General features: G+C 39.9%; 20 protein-coding genes. 14 read left to right on the top strand and 6 right to left on the bottom strand.

Annotation, left to right across the window (positions count from 1 at the left end):
* Positions 1-78 precede the first annotated feature (78 nt).
* Positions 79-1,311, top strand: coding sequence for a fibrobacter succinogenes major paralogous domain-containing protein (locus HPE63_RS02690; RefSeq protein WP_188312681.1), 1,233 nt, complete (start codon positions 79-81; stop codon positions 1,309-1,311).
* Between the two features lie 359 nt (positions 1,312-1,670).
* Positions 1,671-1,895 (top strand): hypothetical protein, encoded by a 225-nt coding sequence (locus HPE63_RS02685; protein WP_188312680.1) that lies wholly within the window; start codon positions 1,671-1,673, stop codon positions 1,893-1,895.
* Positions 1,896-2,088: 193 nt separating this feature from the next.
* Here HPE63_RS02685 and HPE63_RS02680 read toward each other — a convergent pair whose 3' ends face one another.
* Positions 2,089-4,233 carry a cation:proton antiporter gene (locus HPE63_RS02680; RefSeq protein ID WP_188312679.1) on the bottom strand — a complete coding sequence of 715 codons (2,145 nt, stop codon included), beginning with the start codon at positions 4,231-4,233 and terminating at the stop codon, positions 2,089-2,091.
* Positions 4,234-4,543: 310 nt separating this feature from the next.
* On the opposite strand from HPE63_RS02680, the gene HPE63_RS02675 reads away from it, so the two are divergent.
* Positions 4,544-5,386, top strand: coding sequence for a 1,4-dihydroxy-2-naphthoyl-CoA synthase (locus HPE63_RS02675; RefSeq protein ID WP_188313143.1), 843 nt, complete (start codon positions 4,544-4,546; stop codon positions 5,384-5,386).
* A 350-nt stretch (positions 5,387-5,736) separates the two neighbouring features.
* Here HPE63_RS02675 and HPE63_RS02670 read toward each other — a convergent pair whose 3' ends face one another.
* Positions 5,737-7,065 carry a serine hydrolase domain-containing protein gene (locus HPE63_RS02670; RefSeq protein WP_188312678.1) on the bottom strand — a complete coding sequence of 443 codons (1,329 nt, stop codon included), beginning with the start codon at positions 7,063-7,065 and terminating at the stop codon, positions 5,737-5,739.
* A gap of 208 nt (positions 7,066-7,273) precedes the next feature.
* Between HPE63_RS02670 and HPE63_RS02665 the strand changes: the two genes are divergently transcribed.
* From HPE63_RS02665 to HPE63_RS02650, 4 genes are read left to right on the top strand one after another with little or no spacing between them, the layout of a single operon-like run.
* Entirely contained in the window at positions 7,274-8,791 is a 1,518-nt protein-coding gene (locus HPE63_RS02665; RefSeq protein WP_188312677.1) for an FG-GAP repeat domain-containing protein, read from the top strand.
* Between the two features lie 4 nt (positions 8,792-8,795).
* Positions 8,796-9,257: a 3D domain-containing protein gene (locus tag HPE63_RS02660; RefSeq protein WP_223198029.1), complete on the top strand. Its 462-nt coding sequence runs from the start codon at positions 8,796-8,798 to the stop codon at positions 9,255-9,257.
* A 40-nt stretch (positions 9,258-9,297) separates the two neighbouring features.
* Positions 9,298-9,960, top strand: coding sequence for a peptidoglycan recognition protein family protein (locus tag HPE63_RS02655; protein ID WP_188312676.1), 663 nt, complete (start codon positions 9,298-9,300; stop codon positions 9,958-9,960).
* 1 nt (position 9,961) lies between these two features.
* Positions 9,962-11,425: a M14 family metallopeptidase gene (locus HPE63_RS02650; RefSeq protein ID WP_188312675.1), complete on the top strand. Its 1,464-nt coding sequence runs from the start codon at positions 9,962-9,964 to the stop codon at positions 11,423-11,425.
* Positions 11,426-11,516: 91 nt separating this feature from the next.
* Here the strand turns inward: HPE63_RS02650 and HPE63_RS02645 are convergent, their stop codons facing one another.
* Positions 11,517-11,684 carry a hypothetical protein gene (locus HPE63_RS02645; RefSeq protein WP_188312674.1) on the bottom strand — a complete coding sequence of 56 codons (168 nt, stop codon included), beginning with the start codon at positions 11,682-11,684 and terminating at the stop codon, positions 11,517-11,519.
* A gap of 195 nt (positions 11,685-11,879) precedes the next feature.
* Positions 11,880-12,977 carry a vWA domain-containing protein gene (locus HPE63_RS02640; RefSeq protein ID WP_188312673.1) on the bottom strand — a complete coding sequence of 366 codons (1,098 nt, stop codon included), beginning with the start codon at positions 12,975-12,977 and terminating at the stop codon, positions 11,880-11,882.
* 222 nt (positions 12,978-13,199) lie between these two features.
* On the opposite strand from HPE63_RS02640, the gene HPE63_RS02635 reads away from it, so the two are divergent.
* The 7 genes from HPE63_RS02635 (at position 13,200) to HPE63_RS02605 (ending at position 20,107) form a co-directional block, all read left to right on the top strand.
* Entirely contained in the window at positions 13,200-14,210 is a 1,011-nt protein-coding gene (locus HPE63_RS02635) for an XdhC family protein (RefSeq protein WP_188312672.1), read from the top strand.
* A complete protein-coding gene (locus tag HPE63_RS02630; protein WP_188312671.1) occupies positions 14,210-14,821 on the top strand; it encodes a nucleotidyltransferase family protein in 612 nt (203 codons plus the stop codon). Before HPE63_RS02635 ends, HPE63_RS02630 begins: the two co-directional genes overlap by 1 nt.
* Positions 14,822-14,825: 4 nt before the next feature.
* Entirely contained in the window at positions 14,826-15,920 is a 1,095-nt protein-coding gene (locus HPE63_RS02625; RefSeq protein WP_188312670.1) for an amidohydrolase family protein, read from the top strand.
* A gap of 113 nt (positions 15,921-16,033) precedes the next feature.
* A complete protein-coding gene (locus tag HPE63_RS02620) occupies positions 16,034-17,734 on the top strand; it encodes a GMC oxidoreductase (RefSeq protein WP_188312669.1) in 1,701 nt (566 codons plus the stop codon).
* Positions 17,735-17,747: 13 nt separating this feature from the next.
* On the top strand, positions 17,748-18,833 hold the full coding sequence (locus HPE63_RS02615) for a Gfo/Idh/MocA family protein (RefSeq protein WP_188312668.1): 1,086 nt from the start codon (positions 17,748-17,750) through the stop codon (positions 18,831-18,833).
* A gap of 10 nt (positions 18,834-18,843) precedes the next feature.
* Positions 18,844-19,395, top strand: a complete 552-nt coding sequence (locus HPE63_RS02610) for a gluconate 2-dehydrogenase subunit 3 family protein (RefSeq protein ID WP_188312667.1) — start codon at positions 18,844-18,846, stop codon at positions 19,393-19,395.
* A 1-nt stretch (position 19,396) separates the two neighbouring features.
* Positions 19,397-20,107: a galactosamine-6-phosphate isomerase gene (locus HPE63_RS02605; RefSeq protein WP_188312666.1), complete on the top strand. Its 711-nt coding sequence runs from the start codon at positions 19,397-19,399 to the stop codon at positions 20,105-20,107.
* Positions 20,108-20,183: 76 nt separating this feature from the next.
* Here the strand turns inward: HPE63_RS02605 and HPE63_RS02600 are convergent, their stop codons facing one another.
* Both HPE63_RS02600 and HPE63_RS02595 read right to left on the bottom strand, forming a co-directional pair.
* Positions 20,184-20,390, bottom strand: coding sequence for a hypothetical protein (locus HPE63_RS02600; RefSeq protein WP_188313168.1), 207 nt, complete (start codon positions 20,388-20,390; stop codon positions 20,184-20,186).
* Positions 20,391-20,472: 82 nt separating this feature from the next.
* On the bottom strand, positions 20,473-21,105 hold the full coding sequence (locus HPE63_RS02595) for a GntR family transcriptional regulator (protein WP_188312665.1): 633 nt from the start codon (positions 21,103-21,105) through the stop codon (positions 20,473-20,475).
* Between the last annotated feature and the right edge of the window lie 88 nt (positions 21,106-21,193).

The following is a 21,193-nucleotide window of genomic DNA, read 5'->3' as shown; positions in this document are numbered from 1 at the left end:
GGCGACCTTGTCCGATGAACACCTCCCATATCTTGCGAAAAAAAAGTAACTTTATCGTATAGGCCATTAATTTCCAACATGATCATCTTTAAAAAAATCTGGGATTATCTATCATACATACTGTTCATGGTCATGGTCGTTTTTATGGGTTGCGAGACACATGATACCATGGGTTCGGCAAATAATGTTTCCACCGATGAAATAAATTTTATCAGTGAAACGACAGCAATTGGCGGAGGGCGTGTTTATAATAGCGGTAGGGCAGTAGTGAATTCGAAGGGCATTTGTTGGAGCACTGAACCGATGCCCACGACACAGCATAAGAAGACGGTGGATGGCACAGGCGATGGTAGTTTTGTGAGTGAGCTTACCAATTTATCCCCAGGCACTACCTACTATGTCAGGGCCTATGCCAGTAATACAGATGGTACTTCTTATGGGGATGAGGTATCCTTTATCACCAAGAATTCAGACCTTCCCTTACTACGCACGAGCCCTATTTCAAATGTAACATCAACCTCAGGTAAAAGTGGGGGTACGATTACTTTTGAAGGAAAAAGCAGTGTAACGGCAAGAGGGGTTTGTTGGAGTGTGAACAACCTACCAACACTTTTGGACCATAAAACTTTGGATGGGCAGGGAAAGGGCGATTTTACAAGTAAGATTACCGGTATGGATCCTGATAGCACCTATTATGTCCGGGCGTATGCAACAAATAGCGAAGGCACCGCCTATGGTAACTCAGTCTATGTAAAGCCCTATAAAAGAACCGTTTCGGATGTAGAAGGGAATGTATATGCTACAGTGACAATCGGAACACAGGTATGGATGGCCGAAAACCTGAAAACCACATCCTATCAAAATGGAGATCCCATCGAAAACATTTCGGACAATGGGTTATGGAATACTACGAAAACAGGTGCCTATTGCAACTATGACAACAATGCCGAACATGTCGACTCCTACGGGCGACTTTATAACTGGTATGCGGCCAGTGATCCAAGAAATATTGCGCCAAAAGGATGGCATGTCGCCACCTATGCCGATTATCAGGTATTGATCGATGAACTGGGTGGGCCATTTAAAGCAGCGGAAAAAATGACTATGGGGGTTTTTAAAGGATTACCAGGCGGAAAACGCAATAGGGATGGCGTTTTCTATGACATAGGAATATACCCTTATTTTTGGACCGCAACCGAATATCATGAGGGCAGCGCATGGGCCCGGTATATTCTACTAGATCCGGGGGAGTTGGATATCATCAATCTTAGTAAAAACTACGGATTTTCGGTGCGTTGTGTTCGGGATTGAACCTATTTTTAAAAAGGGATCACAGAGCTTTGGAATGGTTTTCATCTTAAATGTACCTTGGAAGAACATCCTGAACAAGATAGGTTGTCGCTGGACAAACAGCCACCAAACCATGGCAAATACCAAATAATTATCGAGATTTATTGAAGAAAACAAAAAACAGCGTACCAATTCTTCGTTTTTATACCGATGAAATACGCCTTTTTTCGGTAAGCTGTTTTTGAGGGACTTCCCGTTTATCGAGGGAATTTTGCACTTAATCCTAATTTTGGTCAAATAACGATAAATAGGGGCATTCAGCGATTTGCTACCCTGTGAAATGCACTTGTTGCTGTTATAATTATATAACAAAACAAGTCATGAAAGCAATAGCAACCATCATCTTTATCATCTTCTTCGGAATCGTTGCCCAAGCGCAAAACAATACCCAAGAGGTTAAGGTTGAAACTATTGAAATGACAATCGTGAATACTACGGCCAAGGAAACTACTACTGAAGTTGCCCGCTTATACAAATTCAAAAACTCTAGAATTAAAAAAGAACTTTCTTTTACCACTAAAAGAAACAAGGCTAAAATGGCATAAGCGATTCAAAGAAGGCTTATTTATTCTAAAGGATTGGAAAAAGAAATGGGGAAGTTTCAATATCGATATATATTGGAATGATAGCCTTAGGTGGTACTCAAATCTTTCAATTCACAAAAAGTAATTCTGATTACAGCCCATTAACATAACTATATCCCTGCTTCCGTTAATATAATTTAATGGATGCTAGACCTTATTTTCGATGGAATAATTTTGCGATATTCTTTCCTATTTCATCAAGTTTTTCGATTGGCTCAGTTAAAGAGGGATTGTTTAAGTCGATTATCTCATTATCAGTAATTCCAATTTGTTTTGGGTATACGAGAATAAAACTATTTGATTGGAAATATTTGTTCAGGTATCCTGGAATGTTTGCCATATTTTCATCGTAAGAGGGCTTATTGACCCTACTCATAACAATAATTAGATTATCATCTATTTTAATATCACGTGAAATAAGTTCGAGATCATTCCAGTTTTCCAAGTGTTTAAAATCTGCATCAATTGGATTTATTGATTGTATTTTCTTCATTAGTTTTATAGTTGCATCGTTTGCATAAAAAACAAGTTTTGAACCTGTATTTTTAGAAATGTTCCAAATCTTCGAAAGCCAGAATGGAAAACCGATTACTTTTTCGGCATTCGCAGGAACTATAATAATATGCCTTTTAATCGTCGAAATGGGCTGAACAGGTTTATATATAAAAGTAGTAGTGTTACATTTTGATAATATGCCTTCGGATAGATTGCCAAGAAATGAATCTGAAATCCCTTTTTTAATATGTAGGCCTAAAACCAAATCCGTAATATTTTGCTCTTTTATGACCCCTGTAATACCATTGGCAATATTCATATCATATCTCAACAATTTATTTAATTGAATATCTGCAGCCGAGGCGGTCATTACAGCTCTTTCTAGTATTTTATTCGCCTTTATGTCATGATTTTCATCAATGGTGTCATCATTTATAATTGTAAGGGCGAATAACCCTTTATTATCCTTCGATTTTATGATGGTGCTTAATTGAATTAATTCTTCAATTGTATCAGGATTGCCTAAGGGTATTAAAATTCTTTCAACCATGTCATTATCAATGCTTGAAATAATTGATGATTCATCCAATGAAATGTTTCTTCCCCCTTTCTGTGCTGCCAAAGTTGCAATAGTACATGTAATCAGAATCATGATAACCGTTCCATTTAAAATACTTTCGCTTAACAACCTAATGGGTTCTCCTGCTACCGTTTCTCCAATGGTAATATTATACCCAACAATCACCGCTGCAAGTGTTGCTGCGGCTTGGGCATTGCTTAAACCAAAAATCAATCTTCTTTCATCGGAGGTAAATTTAAATGACTTTTGAGTTAACCATGCGGCAATAAATTTTGCTGATGTAGCAATAATGGTCATGACCAATGCAACTTTAATGGTTTCAAAATCGGTTATAAATGCACGGTAATCTACTAACATACCAACGCCGATTAGAAAAAATGGAATGAAAATAGCATTTCCAACAAATTCAATCCTATTCATTAAAGGGGAGGTAGCTGGTATTAATCTGTTTAGAGCTAAACCAGATAGAAATGCTCCAATAATAGCCTCAATTCCAGCTGCTTCTGCAAGTACTGCTCCAAGAAAAACCATGGTAAGAACGAAAATGTATTGGGAAGTTTTATCTTCGTACCTCTTTAAAAACCATCGTCCTATTATCGGAAAAAGAAATAGTACTGTTAGACCAAAAATCAAAATGGAAATAGATAGACTTGTCCAAAACGCGGTATTTACCTCACCTTTGGTCATACCAACTATGACCGCTAAAACTAAAAGCGCTAGGGTATCGGTTATCATGGTGCCCCCAACTGTGATAATAACCGCGCGATTTTTAGTAACTCCTAAATGGCTTAGTATCGGATAGGCAATCAATGTATGGGAAGCATACAAACTGGCAACCAATACAGATGAAAGTATAGAGAGATTTAAAATATAAATACTTGACAATATTCCTAATATCATTGGTATTAAAAAGGTATACAGACCAAACAATAAACTTTTCGAACTATTTTTTTTAAATTCAGATATATCCAAATCCAATCCAGCTAGAAACATGATATAGAGTAAACCTGCCGTTCCGGATAAAATGATACCACTATCTCGTAAAAGAATATTAAAACCGTTTGGACCAACTATTGCACCAGCTATTATAAGCCCAAGAATATGAGGGATTTTAAGTTTGTTCAGGAGAATAGGGGCAAATAAAATAATCACCAGTATTACTAGAAATTTAAATACCGGATTTGTTAATGGTAAAGTTGTTTCAAAAATCGTTAGTAAAATCATAATTAAACAATTCTAGAATTATAATACAAACATTCCGAATTCCTTGGGTGAGCACTTTGCGCCCAACAGAAAAGGACAAGAATTGGTTTTACCATGTATACCCAAATATCATCAAGTTAGCTCAAAAGCTTAAATGATTTCATTGTAAATCTATGCCATATTTAGAGAAGTTTTAAATAAATAAAACCGTAAGCTCTTTTCAGGGAAGTATGCTTTATAAGCCAGGGGTCAATTAATATGTAATCGTACAAAGGCGAACTAATTATTTCAAATTGTAGTATTTTGCACTATAAAATAAAAGACCAACATGATGCAAAAAGCGAATTGGAAAACTGCCCAGGAATTTGAGGATATCACTTATAAAAAATGCAATGGCGTCGCCCGTATCGCATTTAATAGGCCCAACGTACGCAATGCCTTTCGGCCCAAGACCACCAGTGAACTTTACAAGGCATTTTATGACGCCCAGGAGGACACTTCGATAGGAGTGGTATTGCTATCTGCCGAGGGTCCTTCGACCAAAGATGGGGTATACTCTTTTTGTAGTGGGGGCGATCAAAAGGCCAGGGGCCATAAAGGCTATGTAGGTGAAGATGGTATGCACCGTTTGAACATTCTTGAAGTACAACGCTTGATCCGTTTTATGCCCAAAGTGGTTATTGCCGTGGTACCCGGCTGGGCCGTAGGGGGCGGACATAGTCTTCATGTGGTTTGCGATCTCACCTTGGCCAGTAAAGAACACGCCCTTTTTAAACAGACCGATGCCGATGTCACCAGTTTTGATGGGGGATACGGTTCCGCTTATTTGGCAAAAATGGTAGGTCAGAAAAAAGCTCGGGAAATATTCTTTCTGGGTAGAAGTTACACGGCCCAGGCGGCCTATGAAATGGGTATGGTCAATGCCGTAATCCCTCATGAGGAGTTGGAAGAAACCGCCTACGAATGGGCCCAGGAGATTTTGGAAAAATCACCGACCTCCATAAAAATGTTGAAATTCGCTATGAACCTTACCGATGATGGCATGGTGGGGCAACAGGTCTTCGCGGGTGAAGCTACGCGCTTGGCCTACATGACCGAAGAAGCCAAAGAAGGACGCAATGCCTTCTTGGAAAAACGCAAGCCTAATTTCGGAAAGAACAATTGGATTCCGTAAGTAAATAAAATCCAGTTATTTCTGAGGAACAAAGTAATCGGAAAATTGTACTGGAAATCCAGTATTCAAAGCTCAGTTCCCATCTTATGCAGGGCAGTATACCGCTAATCACGCTATAAGTCCTAAACTAAAAAGGGTCTTACCGTTTTACCGACAAGACCCTTTTACGAGAACACTATATGAAAATGAAAAAATTATTTACTTGATTATTATGATATAAATGTATTACCCATACGCTGCAAAAACGAATAATTGTTGTGAGTTTAGGCAGAAATGTGGTGAACTCCCTTAAAAAAGATATTTTAAGGATAAACACGTATCATTTTTGATCAGCGATAAGCAAAAGGTAACTAGTTAATTGCCCCGATAACCTCGCTTAAAAAGCCGTTCACATCAAAATCCGGCGACTCAGCCAATCCGGTACGCACCACTACCAAATCTTTTGAAGGTATGATGAAGACGTGTTGCCCTTGGTACCCATTGGCAGAATAAAGGTCTCTGGGAACATCGGGATATTTACCTTCCGCATTGAGCCAAAAGTGGGCTCCGTAGGTACCGTTGGAATGTAGCGTAGGTGTGGTTACATAGTCGACCCAAGCCGAATCAAAAAGTTGCTCCCCGTTCCAATTTCCCTTATTTAAATAGAGTATTCCAAATTTGGCCCAATCCCTTGTATTGGCCCATCCATATGAGGACCCTACAAAGTTCCCCTTCATATCCGCTTCAATGATCATAGAACGCATACCTATCTTATCGATCAAAGCGTTGTATGGAAAGTCTAAATATTCTTGGTGCGTTTCAAAAAGATCTCGTAAAATTCCAGAAAGTAAATTAGAGGTACCCGAGGAATAGTTCCAAATTTCGGTAGGACGTGCGAGGGGTTCCTTTTTTTCTTGGGCAAGGGTCATATCGGCATCCAAAAATAACATCCTAGTAACATCCGAAATCCCCGAATAATCCTCATCCCAAGCCAGACCGCTTTGCATACGCAGTAAATGGTTCAGGGTAATGTTCTTACGTTCGTCATCTTGCCAAGATGCGATTGGAGCGGGTTGGTCCAAATCGATTTTCCCCTCAAAATCCAAAATACCAAATAAGGTGGCCAAAACACTTTTGGTCATTGACCAGCCCAATATGGGTGTGTCTTTGGTAAAACCATCAATATATTTTTCTGCGATAATATGATTTTTATAAGCAACCAGTACGGTTCGTGTTTTTTGTACCTCGGCATTGGCAAAAGCCCCATCAATCGCTTTTTCTAATTGTTTATAGTCCACATTCCCGAAGAGGGTGTCTTTTGGTTCAAGGTTACCAAAGGGGAAGGATACTTCGCTTTTATTTTGAATTCGATTGGGTGTATAGTCGTATGTTCTAGGATCAAAATCATCATTGATAAGAATACATCCCACTCCTTCTTTACAAATAGCTTCACGTTCCATAAGCCCATATACCGTGGCAGCCGCACCTTTCTCAATTAATTCAACATCTGCCATTTTGATCATGGGTACGTTATGATCGTTAGAAGTGACGGTTTCTAAACTACGATGCGCAATAAACTGGTTCGAGGCCATGTTTTTGGCAGCAAAGCCCGAAATGATATTCAATTTAGGATAATTTATATACACGAGTACCGCCAAAATAACAAGTACGATAAGAAGAATGCGTTTTAATGATTTCATGCCTTTGGTGCTGTTAATGGCCAAATATAATATTAAGATTTGTTTTTACCCTTTTCTTTATACAAACCCGTACTACCTAAAACATATTTTATAAATTGCCTTACTATAAGAAAAACATCAAGTTCACCAAGAAGTGAAATTGGGCTTTTTTACATTTCCCGATAGGAGCTATAAATATTTTAAATTTCAGAAAAATCAAGCCAAATCAATGCGCATAACTCAATGTATCCTGCTCTTATCTTTATTCGTTACCTTTCTATACTCCTGCGCTGAGAACAAAGAGAAAAAGGCCTTGGAGTTGTACGATACAAACTGTTCCTCTTGTCATTTAAGACCATCGATACAATCTTTACCCAAAGCACTATGGAAAAACAGGGTATTACCTGAAATGGGCGCGAGAATGGGTATGCGTGATTCGGCTTATAATCCATACGCTGGTCATTCCTTTAAGGAACAGGAAGCCATGATGAAATCTGGAATCTTTGCTTTGTCGCCCCTATTGGAACAGGAAGAATGGCAATTGTTAAAGGACTACATTATAGAGCAGGCACCCGATTCCTTAATGATGCCCCATAAAAGAATCGCACATGATCATCTAGAAGGCTTTATACCCCGACCAACAACCTTTGATACCCTGTCGGGATTAATGTTCACCTTCTTAAATTTTGATGCCCATACGCAAAAGATTGAATTAGGGGATATTTCCGGTCGAATTTTGACGTACGATTTCCGTCAAAAAAAACTGGCAGCTATGAATCATTTTCCACGACCGATAACCTGGTTTAGCAAGTCTAGAAATGCTGCCTACGTCACCACAGTGGGTAAATTGAATCCATCAGAAACCGCTTCTGGTCGCATTTTTATGGAAAAAGAAGGAGTATTTACCGAAATCCCGGAAATCTTGCATAGGCCGGTTCATACCGCTGTTGAAGATCTTAATGGAGACGGAAAGGATGAATTATTGGTCAGCGAGTTTGGGTATCTCACGGGAAAGCTAACCTTATTGAAACAGAACGATGCCATGGAATTTGAAAAGCAAGTACTCTTAGGTCTTCCCGGCGTGATTCGTACAGTGGTTAAGGATATCGATGGGGATGGAAAAAAGGATATTGTCGCTTTATTTTCCCAAGGGGATGAAAATATTTCCATATTCTATCAAATGGATGGATTGAAGTTCCGGCTGGATAAGGTCATTCGTTTTAGTCCTATTTATGGCAGCAGTTGGTTTGAGCTGATCGATTTTGATAATGATGGGGATGATGACATCGTTACCGTACATGGGGATAATGCCGATAAAACGTATATTCCCAAACCCTATCATGGTCTGCGTTTGCATATCAATGATGGCAACAATCAATTCGAAGAAAAATATTTCTACCCCATGAATGGAGCCACAAGGGTCGTCGCCAAGGATTTTGATCAAGATGGGGATGTTGATTTTGGCTTGTTATCAACCTTCCCAGACTACGAAAACCCTAAGGAATCCCCATTTGTTTATTTGGAGAATAAGAATGCCGCTGATTTTACTTTTGAGGATTCTAGTTTAGAGGAATCCAACTATGCCCGATGGTTACTTATGGATACAGGTGATGTGGATGGGGATGGGGATGAAGATATTATCCTAAGCTCCTTTTCATACGCGTTTACCCCGGTTCCAGAGGAGAAAACCAATTTTTGGAGGGAAAAAGGCATTGACCTCCTAATTTTGGAAAACAAAACAAGATAAGTTCATGAAAGACAATGCTTTTATTGGGTTTCTTATAATGGCGCTACTTATTGGCTGTAAGGAAGAAAAGAAAAACGACCCCTACATATGGATTCCTTTGGAAGTTACCGCAACCGCCTACAATTCGGTGCAATCACAAACCAATGAAGATCCTACTATTACAGCTTGGGGAGATACATTGGTGCCGGGAATGAAATCTTTGGCGGTCTCAAGGGATTTAATAGTGAAGGGGTTAAAACATGGAACCATGGTACGTATCGAAAATTTTCCTGATACATTCTTTGTCAACGACAAGATGCATCATAGATGGCGGAACAAAATCGACATCTACATGGGAAAAGATAGAAAAAGAGCAAAGGAATGGGGTAGAAGGAAAGTTTGTATAGAATACGCCGTATTGAAAGAAAATAGAGAACCTTCAAGCAAGGCCACTAAGTTAAAACAGGGAGTTGAAAATGAATATTAATACTAATTACACCTCGGTCCAGTTGAAAACTTATACGCAAATGAAACGATTATTCATCTTTTTGATGGTTACAATGCTGATGTCCTGTTCATCCAAAATAAAGATTGTGGACAAACCCATTTTATTCAATGATGAACGCGAATCCCTTACCTTGAATTATCTAAGTGATAGGTATGGCCTAAATCAAGAAGCTCCGACCATTGCACCTAAAATGGTGGTTTTGCATTGGACGGCCATTCCGACGTTGGAAAAATCTTTTGATGCATTTCACGATCCGAAATTACCGAACTGGCGATCTGACATAGAAAGTGTCAGCGGGTTGAATGTATCCGCCCATTTTTTGGTCGATCGCAATGGTACTATTTATAGATTGCTCCCAGAAACCATCATGGGTAGACATGTAATAGGGCTGAACCACTGCGCCATTGGAATAGAAAACGTTGGCGGTACCAAGGAAGCTCCGCTAACCAAGGCACAGTTAAGATCGAATATTTGGTTAGTTACCTATTTAACCAATAAGTATGATATCGAATATGTCATCGGACATCATGAATACACCTTATTTGAAGGCCATAGATTATGGCTCGAGAAAGATGAAGGCTATCGAACGAAAAAATCAGATCCGGGGGATGAATTTATGGCCAAGGTCCGAAAAGCAACGAAAAACCTCGATTTTAAGCCACTTCCCCACAAAAACATATAATATGAAATCAAAAGTAATCACCCTATACCTTATTTTCTTTTGTGTCTCACATACCCAAAGTCAGGACTTAACATCCAAGCTGTACGGTTCGTACGATACGTATAAGGAAAAAGAACTGGATAAACGGCGTATAAAACATCGCGATCTACAACCCTTACTTGCCCAATATGAGGCCAATCCACTTTTCGGTATTACTAAAGTGGGGGAGTCCATTGAAGGGCGAGACCTTGATTTGATCAGTATCGGTACGGGTAACACCCATGTACTCTTATGGTCCCAAATGCACGGGGATGAACCTACGGCAACACAAGCTATTTTTGATATTTTCAAGTTTTTGGAGAGTGACGATTTCAAGGAGGAGAAAAAAGAAATCCTCAGCAACCTAACCCTACATTTTTTACCTATGCTAAACCCTGATGGGGCCGAGCGGTATCAACGTAGAAACCTTCTAGGCGTCGATATCAATAGGGATGCCTTACGTTTACAGTCCCCTGAAAGCAAGGTCTTAAAGCGGGTTAGGGATAGCTTACAAGCCGATTTTGGGTTTAACCTGCACGATCAGAGCACCTATTACAATGCGGAGCGAACTGAAAAACCCGCAACTATTTCCTATTTGGCACCTGCCTATAACTATGAAAAGGATATTAATGAAAGTAGGGGAGATGCCATGAAGATCATTGTTTATATGAATAATATTATTCAAAAATATGCCCTGGGCCAGGTAGGGCGGTATAACGATGATTTTGAACCAAGGGCGTTTGGTGACAACATCCAAAAATGGGGTACGAGTACTATACTCATCGAGTCTGGCGGCTATGCAAATGATATTGAAAAACAGGAAATCAGAAAACTGAATTACGTTTCCATTCTTTCTGCGATCTATACAATTGCCAAAGGGAATTATAAGGATATACCCATTGAGGCATATGGCGAAATTCCAGAAAATGACCGAAAATTATTCGATTTAAAAATTACCAATTTAACTTACAATCTATTGGGCACCGATTATATACTCGACTTGGGCATCAACCGCTTGGAAGTAGATAAGCAAGGGAATACCGATTTTTGGTACAGCAGTCGGGTCATTGATCAGGGAGATCTCTCAACCTATTATGGATACGAAACCCTCGATGCGAACGGTTTAAGTATAAAACAAGGAAAAGTATACCCTAAAACCTTAGCAACCATTTCCGATGTAAAACAGCTAGATCTAATGCAATTATTACGTGAAGGTTATACCTATCTTCGTCTGGAGAAGATTCCGTTGGCTATGTTAGAATCGCCAATTCCCCTAAATTTAGTGGGAAGCACCTATGAACTTCCCAAACTTCAACTACAGGTGGGTATTAATCCCACTTTTCTGATAGAGAAGAACGGAAAACCGGTGTATGTGGTAATAAATGGATTCTTATTCGACCTAAGCACAGGAAAGGGCAGTTTTAAAAATGCGATGATTTATCGATAAAAGACGTAATTTAATTTATAGTCACTGGTATTTAGTGAGGAGTACTTGATTCTTCGCATTGGATACTGACTACTAAAAATGGACAAGCGTATCAATACCCAAATCGTATCGTCATTTCAGGCCCGTAAACAATAAGTACTACAAGCATTGTGAGCAAAACCGATACAATTGTTGCAAATAGCAAAAGGACTGCACTCTTAAGGCCTTTTGAAAGAAGTCCGGCTGGACTGTTTTGAATAATTTCGTTGATTACATCCATGATTTTCAAATTTTAAATTAAGTACTATCATAGTTTTTAGGATGTAGGTATTCAATATAAATGGGGTTGTTACTTATGAAACAGTTATGTTTATAAAAACCCTACTTTTTATATATGAAAAACACTTTCGGTAGTGTGCATAAAAAAAGCGTCCAGAATTAGGACGCTTTTTTTTGGTACTGATTTTGTCGCATTTTATTCACAGCCCCCGGTGAATCCGTTTGCACTGAATTCTGTCTGTACCGCACCTTTTTGGTTGCCATCAACTACCTGGATGACGAGATTATTATCCCCGCTTCCATCACGTTTAGGGCTGCAATATTCAAAAAGATAAAAACTATTTGCCCGTTCCGAAATTTTGATCGAGATGTCGTTAAACGTATTTTCCAATTCCTCTGCATTCCCTGCGAACACACTGTAGGTCTTACCGATATCGGTCAGTACCTGCGTATCTATCTCGGCTCCCAGACCAATAGTGAAAAACGATATATTCGCACTTGCATCATTTACTTTCTTCAATGCATCCGCTTCTGTATATCGCGAAGCCTGGTCGGTGCCATCTGTGAAAACGACCACGGAGGCAGCACCGATAATTTCATTCTTTATACTCTCCTTTAATAAGTCTTCAGCAATTGTAGTGGACTTTATCACCGCACCGTAAAGGTCGGTAGATGGGTCATTACTGATATTTTCAGTAATCGAATTGATTGCATCGACCAACTCCTGTTTAGAACTGGTCAAATCGTTCAAAAGGTGTAATTCATCTTCCCCATCGAACCAATAAATGGCCATTTTATATGACTCCTCAGATGCAGTCGGCATCACATTGTTCACAAAACTAACCGATGCCATCTTCAGTTCATCAAGACTACTGCTCAAAACACTGTTGCTTAAATCCAAGACCAATATGGTGTTTGCATTGAATATTTGGGAATTGGATGAGATTCTAGCTTGTGATTCCGATTGTGAAATGGTATTAAAACATGCATCATTTCTTCCTTGCTCATAAATCGTAAATTGATTGGCGGTCAATCCTGCAACTGGGCTGCCATCGGTATCGGACACTTTAAACAAAATGGAGACCTTGCCCGGCAAGGTAGTATACTGTTCTTGTATGCTTAGCACAAGGTCGCTTTCACCTAAGGCAAGACAATCATCAACCGGTTTACCCTTTCCGAGGCCATCTCCGAAATTTAAGTCCAGGTTTATATCGTCATCGGCATTACCACATGAAAAGGCTAAAAAAAGCATTGTAAAAACGCTGAAGTATCTAAAAGAGGATTTCATTTTCATTATTTTGAGGTTCAACACACAGAACGTACAATTGGATTTAAAATTATACACCTATAGAAAAAGTTTGTTAAATCTTGTTAAAGTGAAATCCATTGGGTTTTTTATGGATTAAATTAGAAGGGAATACCTTTTAGCCTTTTGAAATAGCATTTTTGGATGTACTTTTATGTTTCATTCTATTTCATTCCAAAACAAGAGTAACATTACTCACAATTTAACATCATGACCCACGAGTTCAAGGCTATCGTAAAAGCTTATATTTCAGCGAAGGAGCAGCATTTAAAATCAGTACTGGCAACGGTTGTGGACCTCGACGGTTCTTCCTATAGACGACCTGGGGTTCGAATGTTGATCATGGAGAATGGTAAGGCCATCGGAGCCGTGAGCGGGGGTTGTGTCGAAAAAGAAGTGATCCGACAGGCCCAAAGCGTATTTAATGATGGAATTCCGAAAATGATGACCTATGACGGGCGATACCGTTTGGGCTGCGAGGGCTTGTTATATATTCTGATTGAACCTTTTATGCCTAATGACGAATTTCTTATTTCGTTTGATGAACATCTAAAAATCAGGAAACCTTTTAGTGTTATATCCTACTTTTCACATAATGAAGGCGTAAATAATTCCATTGGATCGGCGATCCGTTTGGATAACACAACCCATTCCCTCGGTAATAAAGCGCTATCAAAAAAGGGATTGCAGGTTTTTACTCAGGAGATGAAGCCATGTTTTAAATTAATCATCCTAGGGGCCGAGCACGATGCCGTCCAATTAAGCCGTTACGCGTCATTAATGGGTTGGGAAGTTACCGTTGTGGCCGCACCCTATGAAAGTAAAACCCTAGTAGATTTTCCTGGAGCCGAGGAACTGATCTGTATAGAAGCAGAAAACCTGGAAGTTAATCTTATTGATGATCAAACCGCTGTGTTGGTCATGACCCATAATTATGTAAAGGATTTGAAATTTCTCCTTAGGATCATGAACATACGGCCTGCCTATCTTGGTATTTTAGGTCCTGCAAAACGGCGTGAAAAATTATTGGGCGAATTGATCGAACGGCATCCCGAAATCGATGACTCTTTTTTCGATAGTATCTATGGTCCTTCAGGATTGAACATAGGCGCTGAAACCGCCCAGGAAATATGTATTGCCATTCTCGCTGAAATTTTGGCGGTGGTACGCAACCAAAATCCAATAATGCTTAAACATAAATCGAGTCCCATACATTGCTAATGGGTAAAAAGAATCAAATAGCAGTGATTGTCTTGGCCGCCGGGGAATCTTCCCGCATGCAACAGCCAAAACAATTGCTGCCTTGGGGCGAATCCACGCTCCTAGGCCATGCCATTGAAATAGCCATGAATAGTATGGCCAATGAAGTCTATGTGGTATTAGGAGCCAATGCAGCAAAGATCCAAGAACAAATTGACCTATCCAAAATCAAATGCATGGTCAATAAAGATTGGAAGAAAGGCTTGGGTTCTTCAATTGCACATGCGGTACAATACTTGGCGAAATCGGATAAGCACTATGATGGTTTGCTTTTTATGCTTTGCGATCAACCCTTGATCGATACCAATTATCTTAATTCCATGATCAGCACTTTTACCGATGGGGTTAAAAACATTGTAGCTACGGCCTACAAGCAAAGGAACGGCGTACCTGTGCTTTACCATAAAAAATATATACCGCTATTAAGTACGTTGGATGGTGATTCGGGTGCCAAGGAAATCATAGCAAAAAACCGCGAAGATGTGATTGCCCTATCGGCAGAGGGAAAAGAGATAGACCTAGATACCTATGCAGCGTACCAACATATGATACAACAATCAAAAAATAGATAAACCAATGGGTTCTAAATACTTTTTCATAGTGATGCTAGCGATTGTTACGCCATATTCTATCATGATTGGCCAAGATATGGGATTTGAGTCGTATAATCCAAAATCAACCTTAGTAGTTCCAGAACATAAGGTGAAAAAGGCAAAATTTCCTTTTATAGACGTACATAGCCACCAAAGGGATATGTCGGCTGAAACTTTGGCTACTTTGATTAAGGATATGGACACCCTCAATGAGGGCATTATGGTAAATCTAAGTGGAGGTTCGGGTGAGCGATTGAATACCATGCTGCAAAACATAAAGGCAACATACCCCAATCGTTTTGTTGTTTTCGCCAATGTGGATTTTGACGGTGTAGGCTCCAACGGCTGGTCCGAAAAGGCCGTTGAACAATTGGAAACCGATATAAAAAATGGAGCAAAAGGATTGAAAATCTATAAAAGTCTAGGATTGAGGTATAAAGATACCAATGGCAAACGTCTGGCTATCGATGACCCAAGATTAGATCCTATTTGGGCAAAATGCGCGGAAATGGGCATTCCGGTACTTATACATGCCGCCGATCCAAAATCGTTTTGGGATCCTATGGACAGTGATAATGAACGATGGTTGGAGTTAAAGACCCATCCCCGCAGAAAAAGATCGGACACTGATCCCGCGCCTTGGGAACAGATCATACAAGAACAACACAATATGTTCAAGAATCATCCGAATACCAAATTCATCAATGCCCACATGGGCTGGTATGCCAATGACCTGAAAAAATTAGGCGAATTATTGGATACTATGCCGAATATGTATGTGGGTATAGCAGCCGTTATTGCAGAATTGGGGAGGCAGCCGAAATTTGCCCGAGCGTTCTTCATTAAATACCAAGACCGAATTCTATTTGGGAAGGATAGTTGGAAACCGGAGGAATTCCCCACCTATTTTAGGGTACTTGAAACCGAGGATGAATATTTTCCCTATTATAAGAAATACCATGCCTTTTGGGCCATGTATGGTCTCGGTCTACCCGATGAAGTATTGAAAAAAGTATATTATAAAAATGCATTGCACCTTATTCCAGGTTTGGATAATGGTTTGTTTCCCAAAGACTAACCGATTAAATTATTTGGGTTAAGGTTTTGGTATTTAATAGAAAAGATTGGAACTTTAATGATTAGATCATAAGGGCTTTTTTACTGCACTGATGCCCTAGTTTATGTACAATTATGGAACCTGAATCGAATTCCTTTGATGCGATAGTTGTTGGATCCGGCATTTCCGGTGGGTGGGCCGCCAAGGAATTGTGTGAAAAAGGACTGAAGACCCTTGTACTTGAAAGGGGCAGGGAGATTGAACATCTCAAAGACTATCCTACGGCACATCTGCACCCTTGGGAATTTAAATATCGAGGGCGGATGAGTAAGGAATTCAATGATAAGAATCCACTAATTACAAAAGCAGCAGGATTCGATGCTAGTACGGCCCATTTTTTTATAGAGGATGATGATCACCCATATGTACAGGAAAAACCATTTGATTGGATACGGGGTTACCAGGTCGGTGGCAAATCGTTAACGTGGGGTAGGGCGTGTCAACGCTGGAGTGATTATGAGTTTAAAGCTCCTAGTAAATATGGGTACGGAATCGAATGGCCTATTTCCTATGAGGATGTTGCCCCATGGTATTCCCATGTCGAAAAATTTATTGGAGTGTGTGGCAATAAAGATGGAATCGATGCCATGCCCGATGGTGAATTTTTACCTCCATTCGATTTCAATTGTGTTGAGCAACATATGAGTGAAAAGATATCCGAGCACTATCCTGATAGACATTTGGTACAAGGCAGGTGGGCACAATTGAGCGAACCTCGGGAAATTCATTTGGAACAAGGCCGCGGAAAGTGCCAAGCACGTAATTTATGTATGAGGGGATGTCCTTTTGGAGGTTATTTTAGTTCAGTTTCCTCAACACTACCATGGGCCGATAAGACTGGGAACCTCACCATACGTCCTTTTTCCGTAGTGCATTCCATAATATATGACGAAGCGACCGGCAAAGCATCGGGCGTTATGGTAATCGATACCCAGACGCATGAGAAAATAGTCTTTACGGCACGAATAATTTTCGTAAATGCTTCGGCATTGAATACCAATTTGATTTTACTCAATTCAAAATCATCCCGATTTCCGAATGGTTTGGGTAATGATAATGGACTTTTGGGAAAGTTTATTTGTTTTCATATTTATAGGGGTTATGCAGGAGGAAAAATCGATGGATTTGAAGATAAATATGTATATGGCAAAAATCCGACCGAACCCATTTTGGCTAATTACCGTAATTTGAAGGAACAGGAACTGGATTATGTCGGCGGCTATACGACCTTCTGTGGTGCGTATCGGGTGCGAAAAAATGAACTCCCGAATAGTGAGATCCAGATTGGGGCCGATTTTAAGCATGCGATCAGTGAAGCTGGTGATTGGTACATTTATATGTATATGCAAGGGGAAACTGTACCCAAAAGGTCCAACTCGGTATATCTGAGTGCCGAAAAGAAAGATCAATGGGGAATTCCTCTTCTTGTTACCGATGTGGACTATGATCAGAACGATGAGAGCATGGTACTAGATTTTTTGAATCAGAGCAAGGAAATGCTGGAGAAAATAGGGTGTACGGAAATCTATGTTGAAGATAACAAACAACCACCGGGATTGGATATTCATGAAATGGGAGGGGTAAGAATGGGCCGAGATCCCAAAGACTCCCTCTTGAATCAATGGAATCAAATGCATTTGTGTAAAAATGTATTCGTTACCGACGGGGCTTGTATGACCAGTACGGGAAACCAGAGTCCCTCTATTCTATATATGGCCCTTACAGCTAGAGCTGCAAATTATGCCGCTAAAGAATTCAATAAAGGAAATTTATAATTTAAATAAAAAAATGGAAAAAAAGGTTGGTGTAGGACTTATTGGTTCACAATTCATTTCATCCATTCATGCAGAAGCCTTAAAATCGGTTTCCGATGCGGAAATCATTGCCGTAATGTCACCGACTCCTGGTAATGCCAAGGCGTTTGCCGCCAAACATGGGATCCCAAATCATTTCAGCGACCTCGATGAACTATTGGCCATGGAAGAAATTGATATGGTGGTTATCGGGGCGCCCAATAATGTGCATTGTGAAATCGCCTTAAAAGCTGCAAAGGCCGGGAAACACATGGTCGTGGAAAAGCCATTATGCCTGAACCTGACGGAGGCAGATCTAATGATCAACGCCTGCAAAAAAGCGAATGTCAAATTAATGTATGCTGAGGAGTTATGTTTTACCCCTAAGTATGTACGACTTAAGGCATTGTTGGATGAAGGGGCCTTGGGCCGTCCAGTTTTATTCAAACAATCCGAAAAACACGATGGTCCCCATGCGGATCATTTCTGGGATGTCGAAAAGTCTGGTGGTGGAGTCACCATGGATATGGGTTGCCATGCCATTGAATTTTTTAGATGGTTGAATGATAGGAAACCCATAAAATCGGTGTATGCACAAATGACGACCAGTGTACACCAAGATAAAACCATAGGGGATGATAATTCGATCATTATCCTGGAATTTGAAAATGATGTTATCGCCATGGCGGAGGAGAGTTGGACAAAACTAGGGGGTATGGATGATCGGGCAGAAATCCATGGTTCAGAAGGGGTAGCGTACGCCGATGTACTTCAAGGAAACTCCATTCAAACCTATAGTAAGAAAGGGGTAGGCTATGCGGTAGAAAAAGCGGGGAACACCGTCGGATGGAGCTTCACTATGTATGAAGAAATTTGGAATTACGGTTTTCCCCAAGAGTTCGCCCATTTTGTAGATTGTGTTAAGAACGACAAAAAACCGGCCGTGACGGGAGAAGATGGGAGAGCAGTGTTAGAGGTTATTTTCGCTGCCTACGAATCGGCGGGAACCAATAAGAAAGTTTTCCTGCCATTTAAGTCAGCCGTGGATAAGCCCTATAAGCTTTGGAAAAAACGAAATTAATTGCCTAACTATGGATAGAAGAAAAGCTCTTATACTTACGACCAGTATCATGGGTAGCACGCTTATTGGTGCTGAGTTTTTTCTATCGGGATGTAACCGAAAGATAACAAACAAAACGCTTTTCTCCGATTCAGATACTTCCTTCTTGGATGAGGTTGGTGAAACGATTTTGCCAGAAACCGATGGTTCCCCAGGAGCAAAGGCAGCTAAGATAGGTGCATTTATGGTTGCCATCGTGACAGATTGTTATGATAAAAAAGAGCAGGTGATTTTCAAGGAAGGAATGGATACTATAGAGCAAATGGCCCATACGACCTATTCCAGTAGCTTTTTAGAACTTGATCAAAATCTACGGCAGGATTTATTGGTACTCTTGGACAAAAAAGCCAAAGCCATATCCGAAGGGGAACCTCCTCATTTTTTTTCCATGATGAAACAACTTACGATTTGGGGATTTTTCACTTCGGAACCGGGGGCTACAAAAGCATTGCGATATCTTCCGATACCGGGAAGTTTTAAAGGATGTATCCCTTATGTCAAGGGTGATAAAGCATGGGCCTAACATGAACTTAAAATATTGTGCCGATTATAATGAAATGAGCCAAAGTGCTTACGAATCCATTATTATAGATTTAAAAGAACATCCAAGTCAATTGATCTGCACGGCAACAGGAAATTCCCCGACAGGTATCTATGAACGGCTTACTAGGCATTTCGATAAGGACCCCGAGTGTTTCAAGAATCTAAGTATTATAAAACTAGACGAGTGGGGAGGGATAGATTCAAAAGAACCAAGCTCTTGTGAATCCTATATTCAGGAAAAATTGGTACAGCCCTTGCGTATACCCCGAGCACGATACATTGCATTTGATTCGAATCCGGTTTCCCCGGAAGAGGAATGCCGAAGAATCCAATCGGAAATCGAACATAAAGGTCCCATCGATATATGTGTTTTAGGAATTGGTCAGAATGGCCACATAGGATTCAATGAACCCGCAGATTCATTAATACCATACAGTCATTTGGCCAAGCTTGCTCCGGAATCCTTAAACCATCAAATGATAAATGAATTGGGGGGGGAACCTAGCTATGGCTTAACACTGGGTATGGCCGATATACTACAATCCAAGAAAATAATCCTATGTATTACGGGAGCGCACAAAAAGGAGGTCATTCAAAAATTCCTCTCCAAAAAAATATCGACTTGGTTACCCGCTTCTTTCCTATGGCTGCATTCGAATGTGACATGTTATATCGATTCTAAGGCTATCTGAGGATTGGATAGGAGTTTCGTAACAAAATTGAAAGAGGGCGGTTTGATGCCTGCGTTTTTTTCAAGGTCGCAAGAGTTTAGTCCAGTTCATTGGAATCACTTGTTTTCCCATTCTGTTTTGGATTGGAATAACCCGATCCATAATCTTGAAAAATTCCACAAGAATTGACTCTTTTGGCCAATGGGGCTTCTTCTTTTATTTTCTTTTTTGACAAGGCTTCGATTTGGGGCGACAAGAAGTTCATAGTTTTTCTTTCAAAGACATTATTACTATTTAAACGCATAAAAAGTCATTTTCATATGGCCTTTATAGATTTACCTTATTTTATTCTTATACCTGTGATTTTATTGAGCAGTCAAAAAGGATTATATAAACCGAAGTTGCTTTTGAATATAATCCAGTATGAGCATCCAGTTCATTTTTAATATGAGCGCGGCAGTGGGCACATTGTCGTCCTCAATGGCCGAAATTATACCATCATGTTGGTTGTCTGACTTTGCATAAATAGAATCATCGGACATAAAGGCTTTTTCATAAAATATAATACGTGTTTTTAAATCGGTCATGAATTGTTGGGCAAGGGCATTTTTATAATGTTGGGTTAGCACCTTGTGAAACTCAAGCTTTGCATGAATACGGGACAATGTATCCTTGGCATTTTTAAATTGGACCTGAATTCGTTTTAAGGCGTCTATCGATGCTTCGTCAAATACCGAGTTTTCTAAGGCCAAGACTTCCAAATCGGCTACAAGTTCATATAAGTCCTTGGCTTCGGAATAGTTTAAATCGGCAATGATAAAACCCCTATTAGGGATAGCCTTGATGAGCATTGATTGTTGCAATTGGGTAAGTGCTTCCCGTATTGGGGTTACACTCACGTCGAGCTTGCGCGACAAGGCCGCCAAATTTATGGTCTTTCCAGGTTCTAACTTACCCAGGGTCATTTGATTTAACAGGTGTTCCCGTACTTGATCACGTAATATTACTTTTGAAATCATGTGCAAATATACTATATCGTATACGATTTAACGCAAAATCTTTCATATTGGTATGGTACATACGTAAAAATGACCATTCACCATATTT

Origin of the sequence: Maribacter arenosus (assembly GCF_014610845.1) — a bacterium.
GTDB lineage: Bacteria > Bacteroidota > Bacteroidia > Flavobacteriales > Flavobacteriaceae > Maribacter_A > Maribacter_A arenosus.
This window is presented reverse-complemented; position numbering and strand designations above follow the sequence as displayed.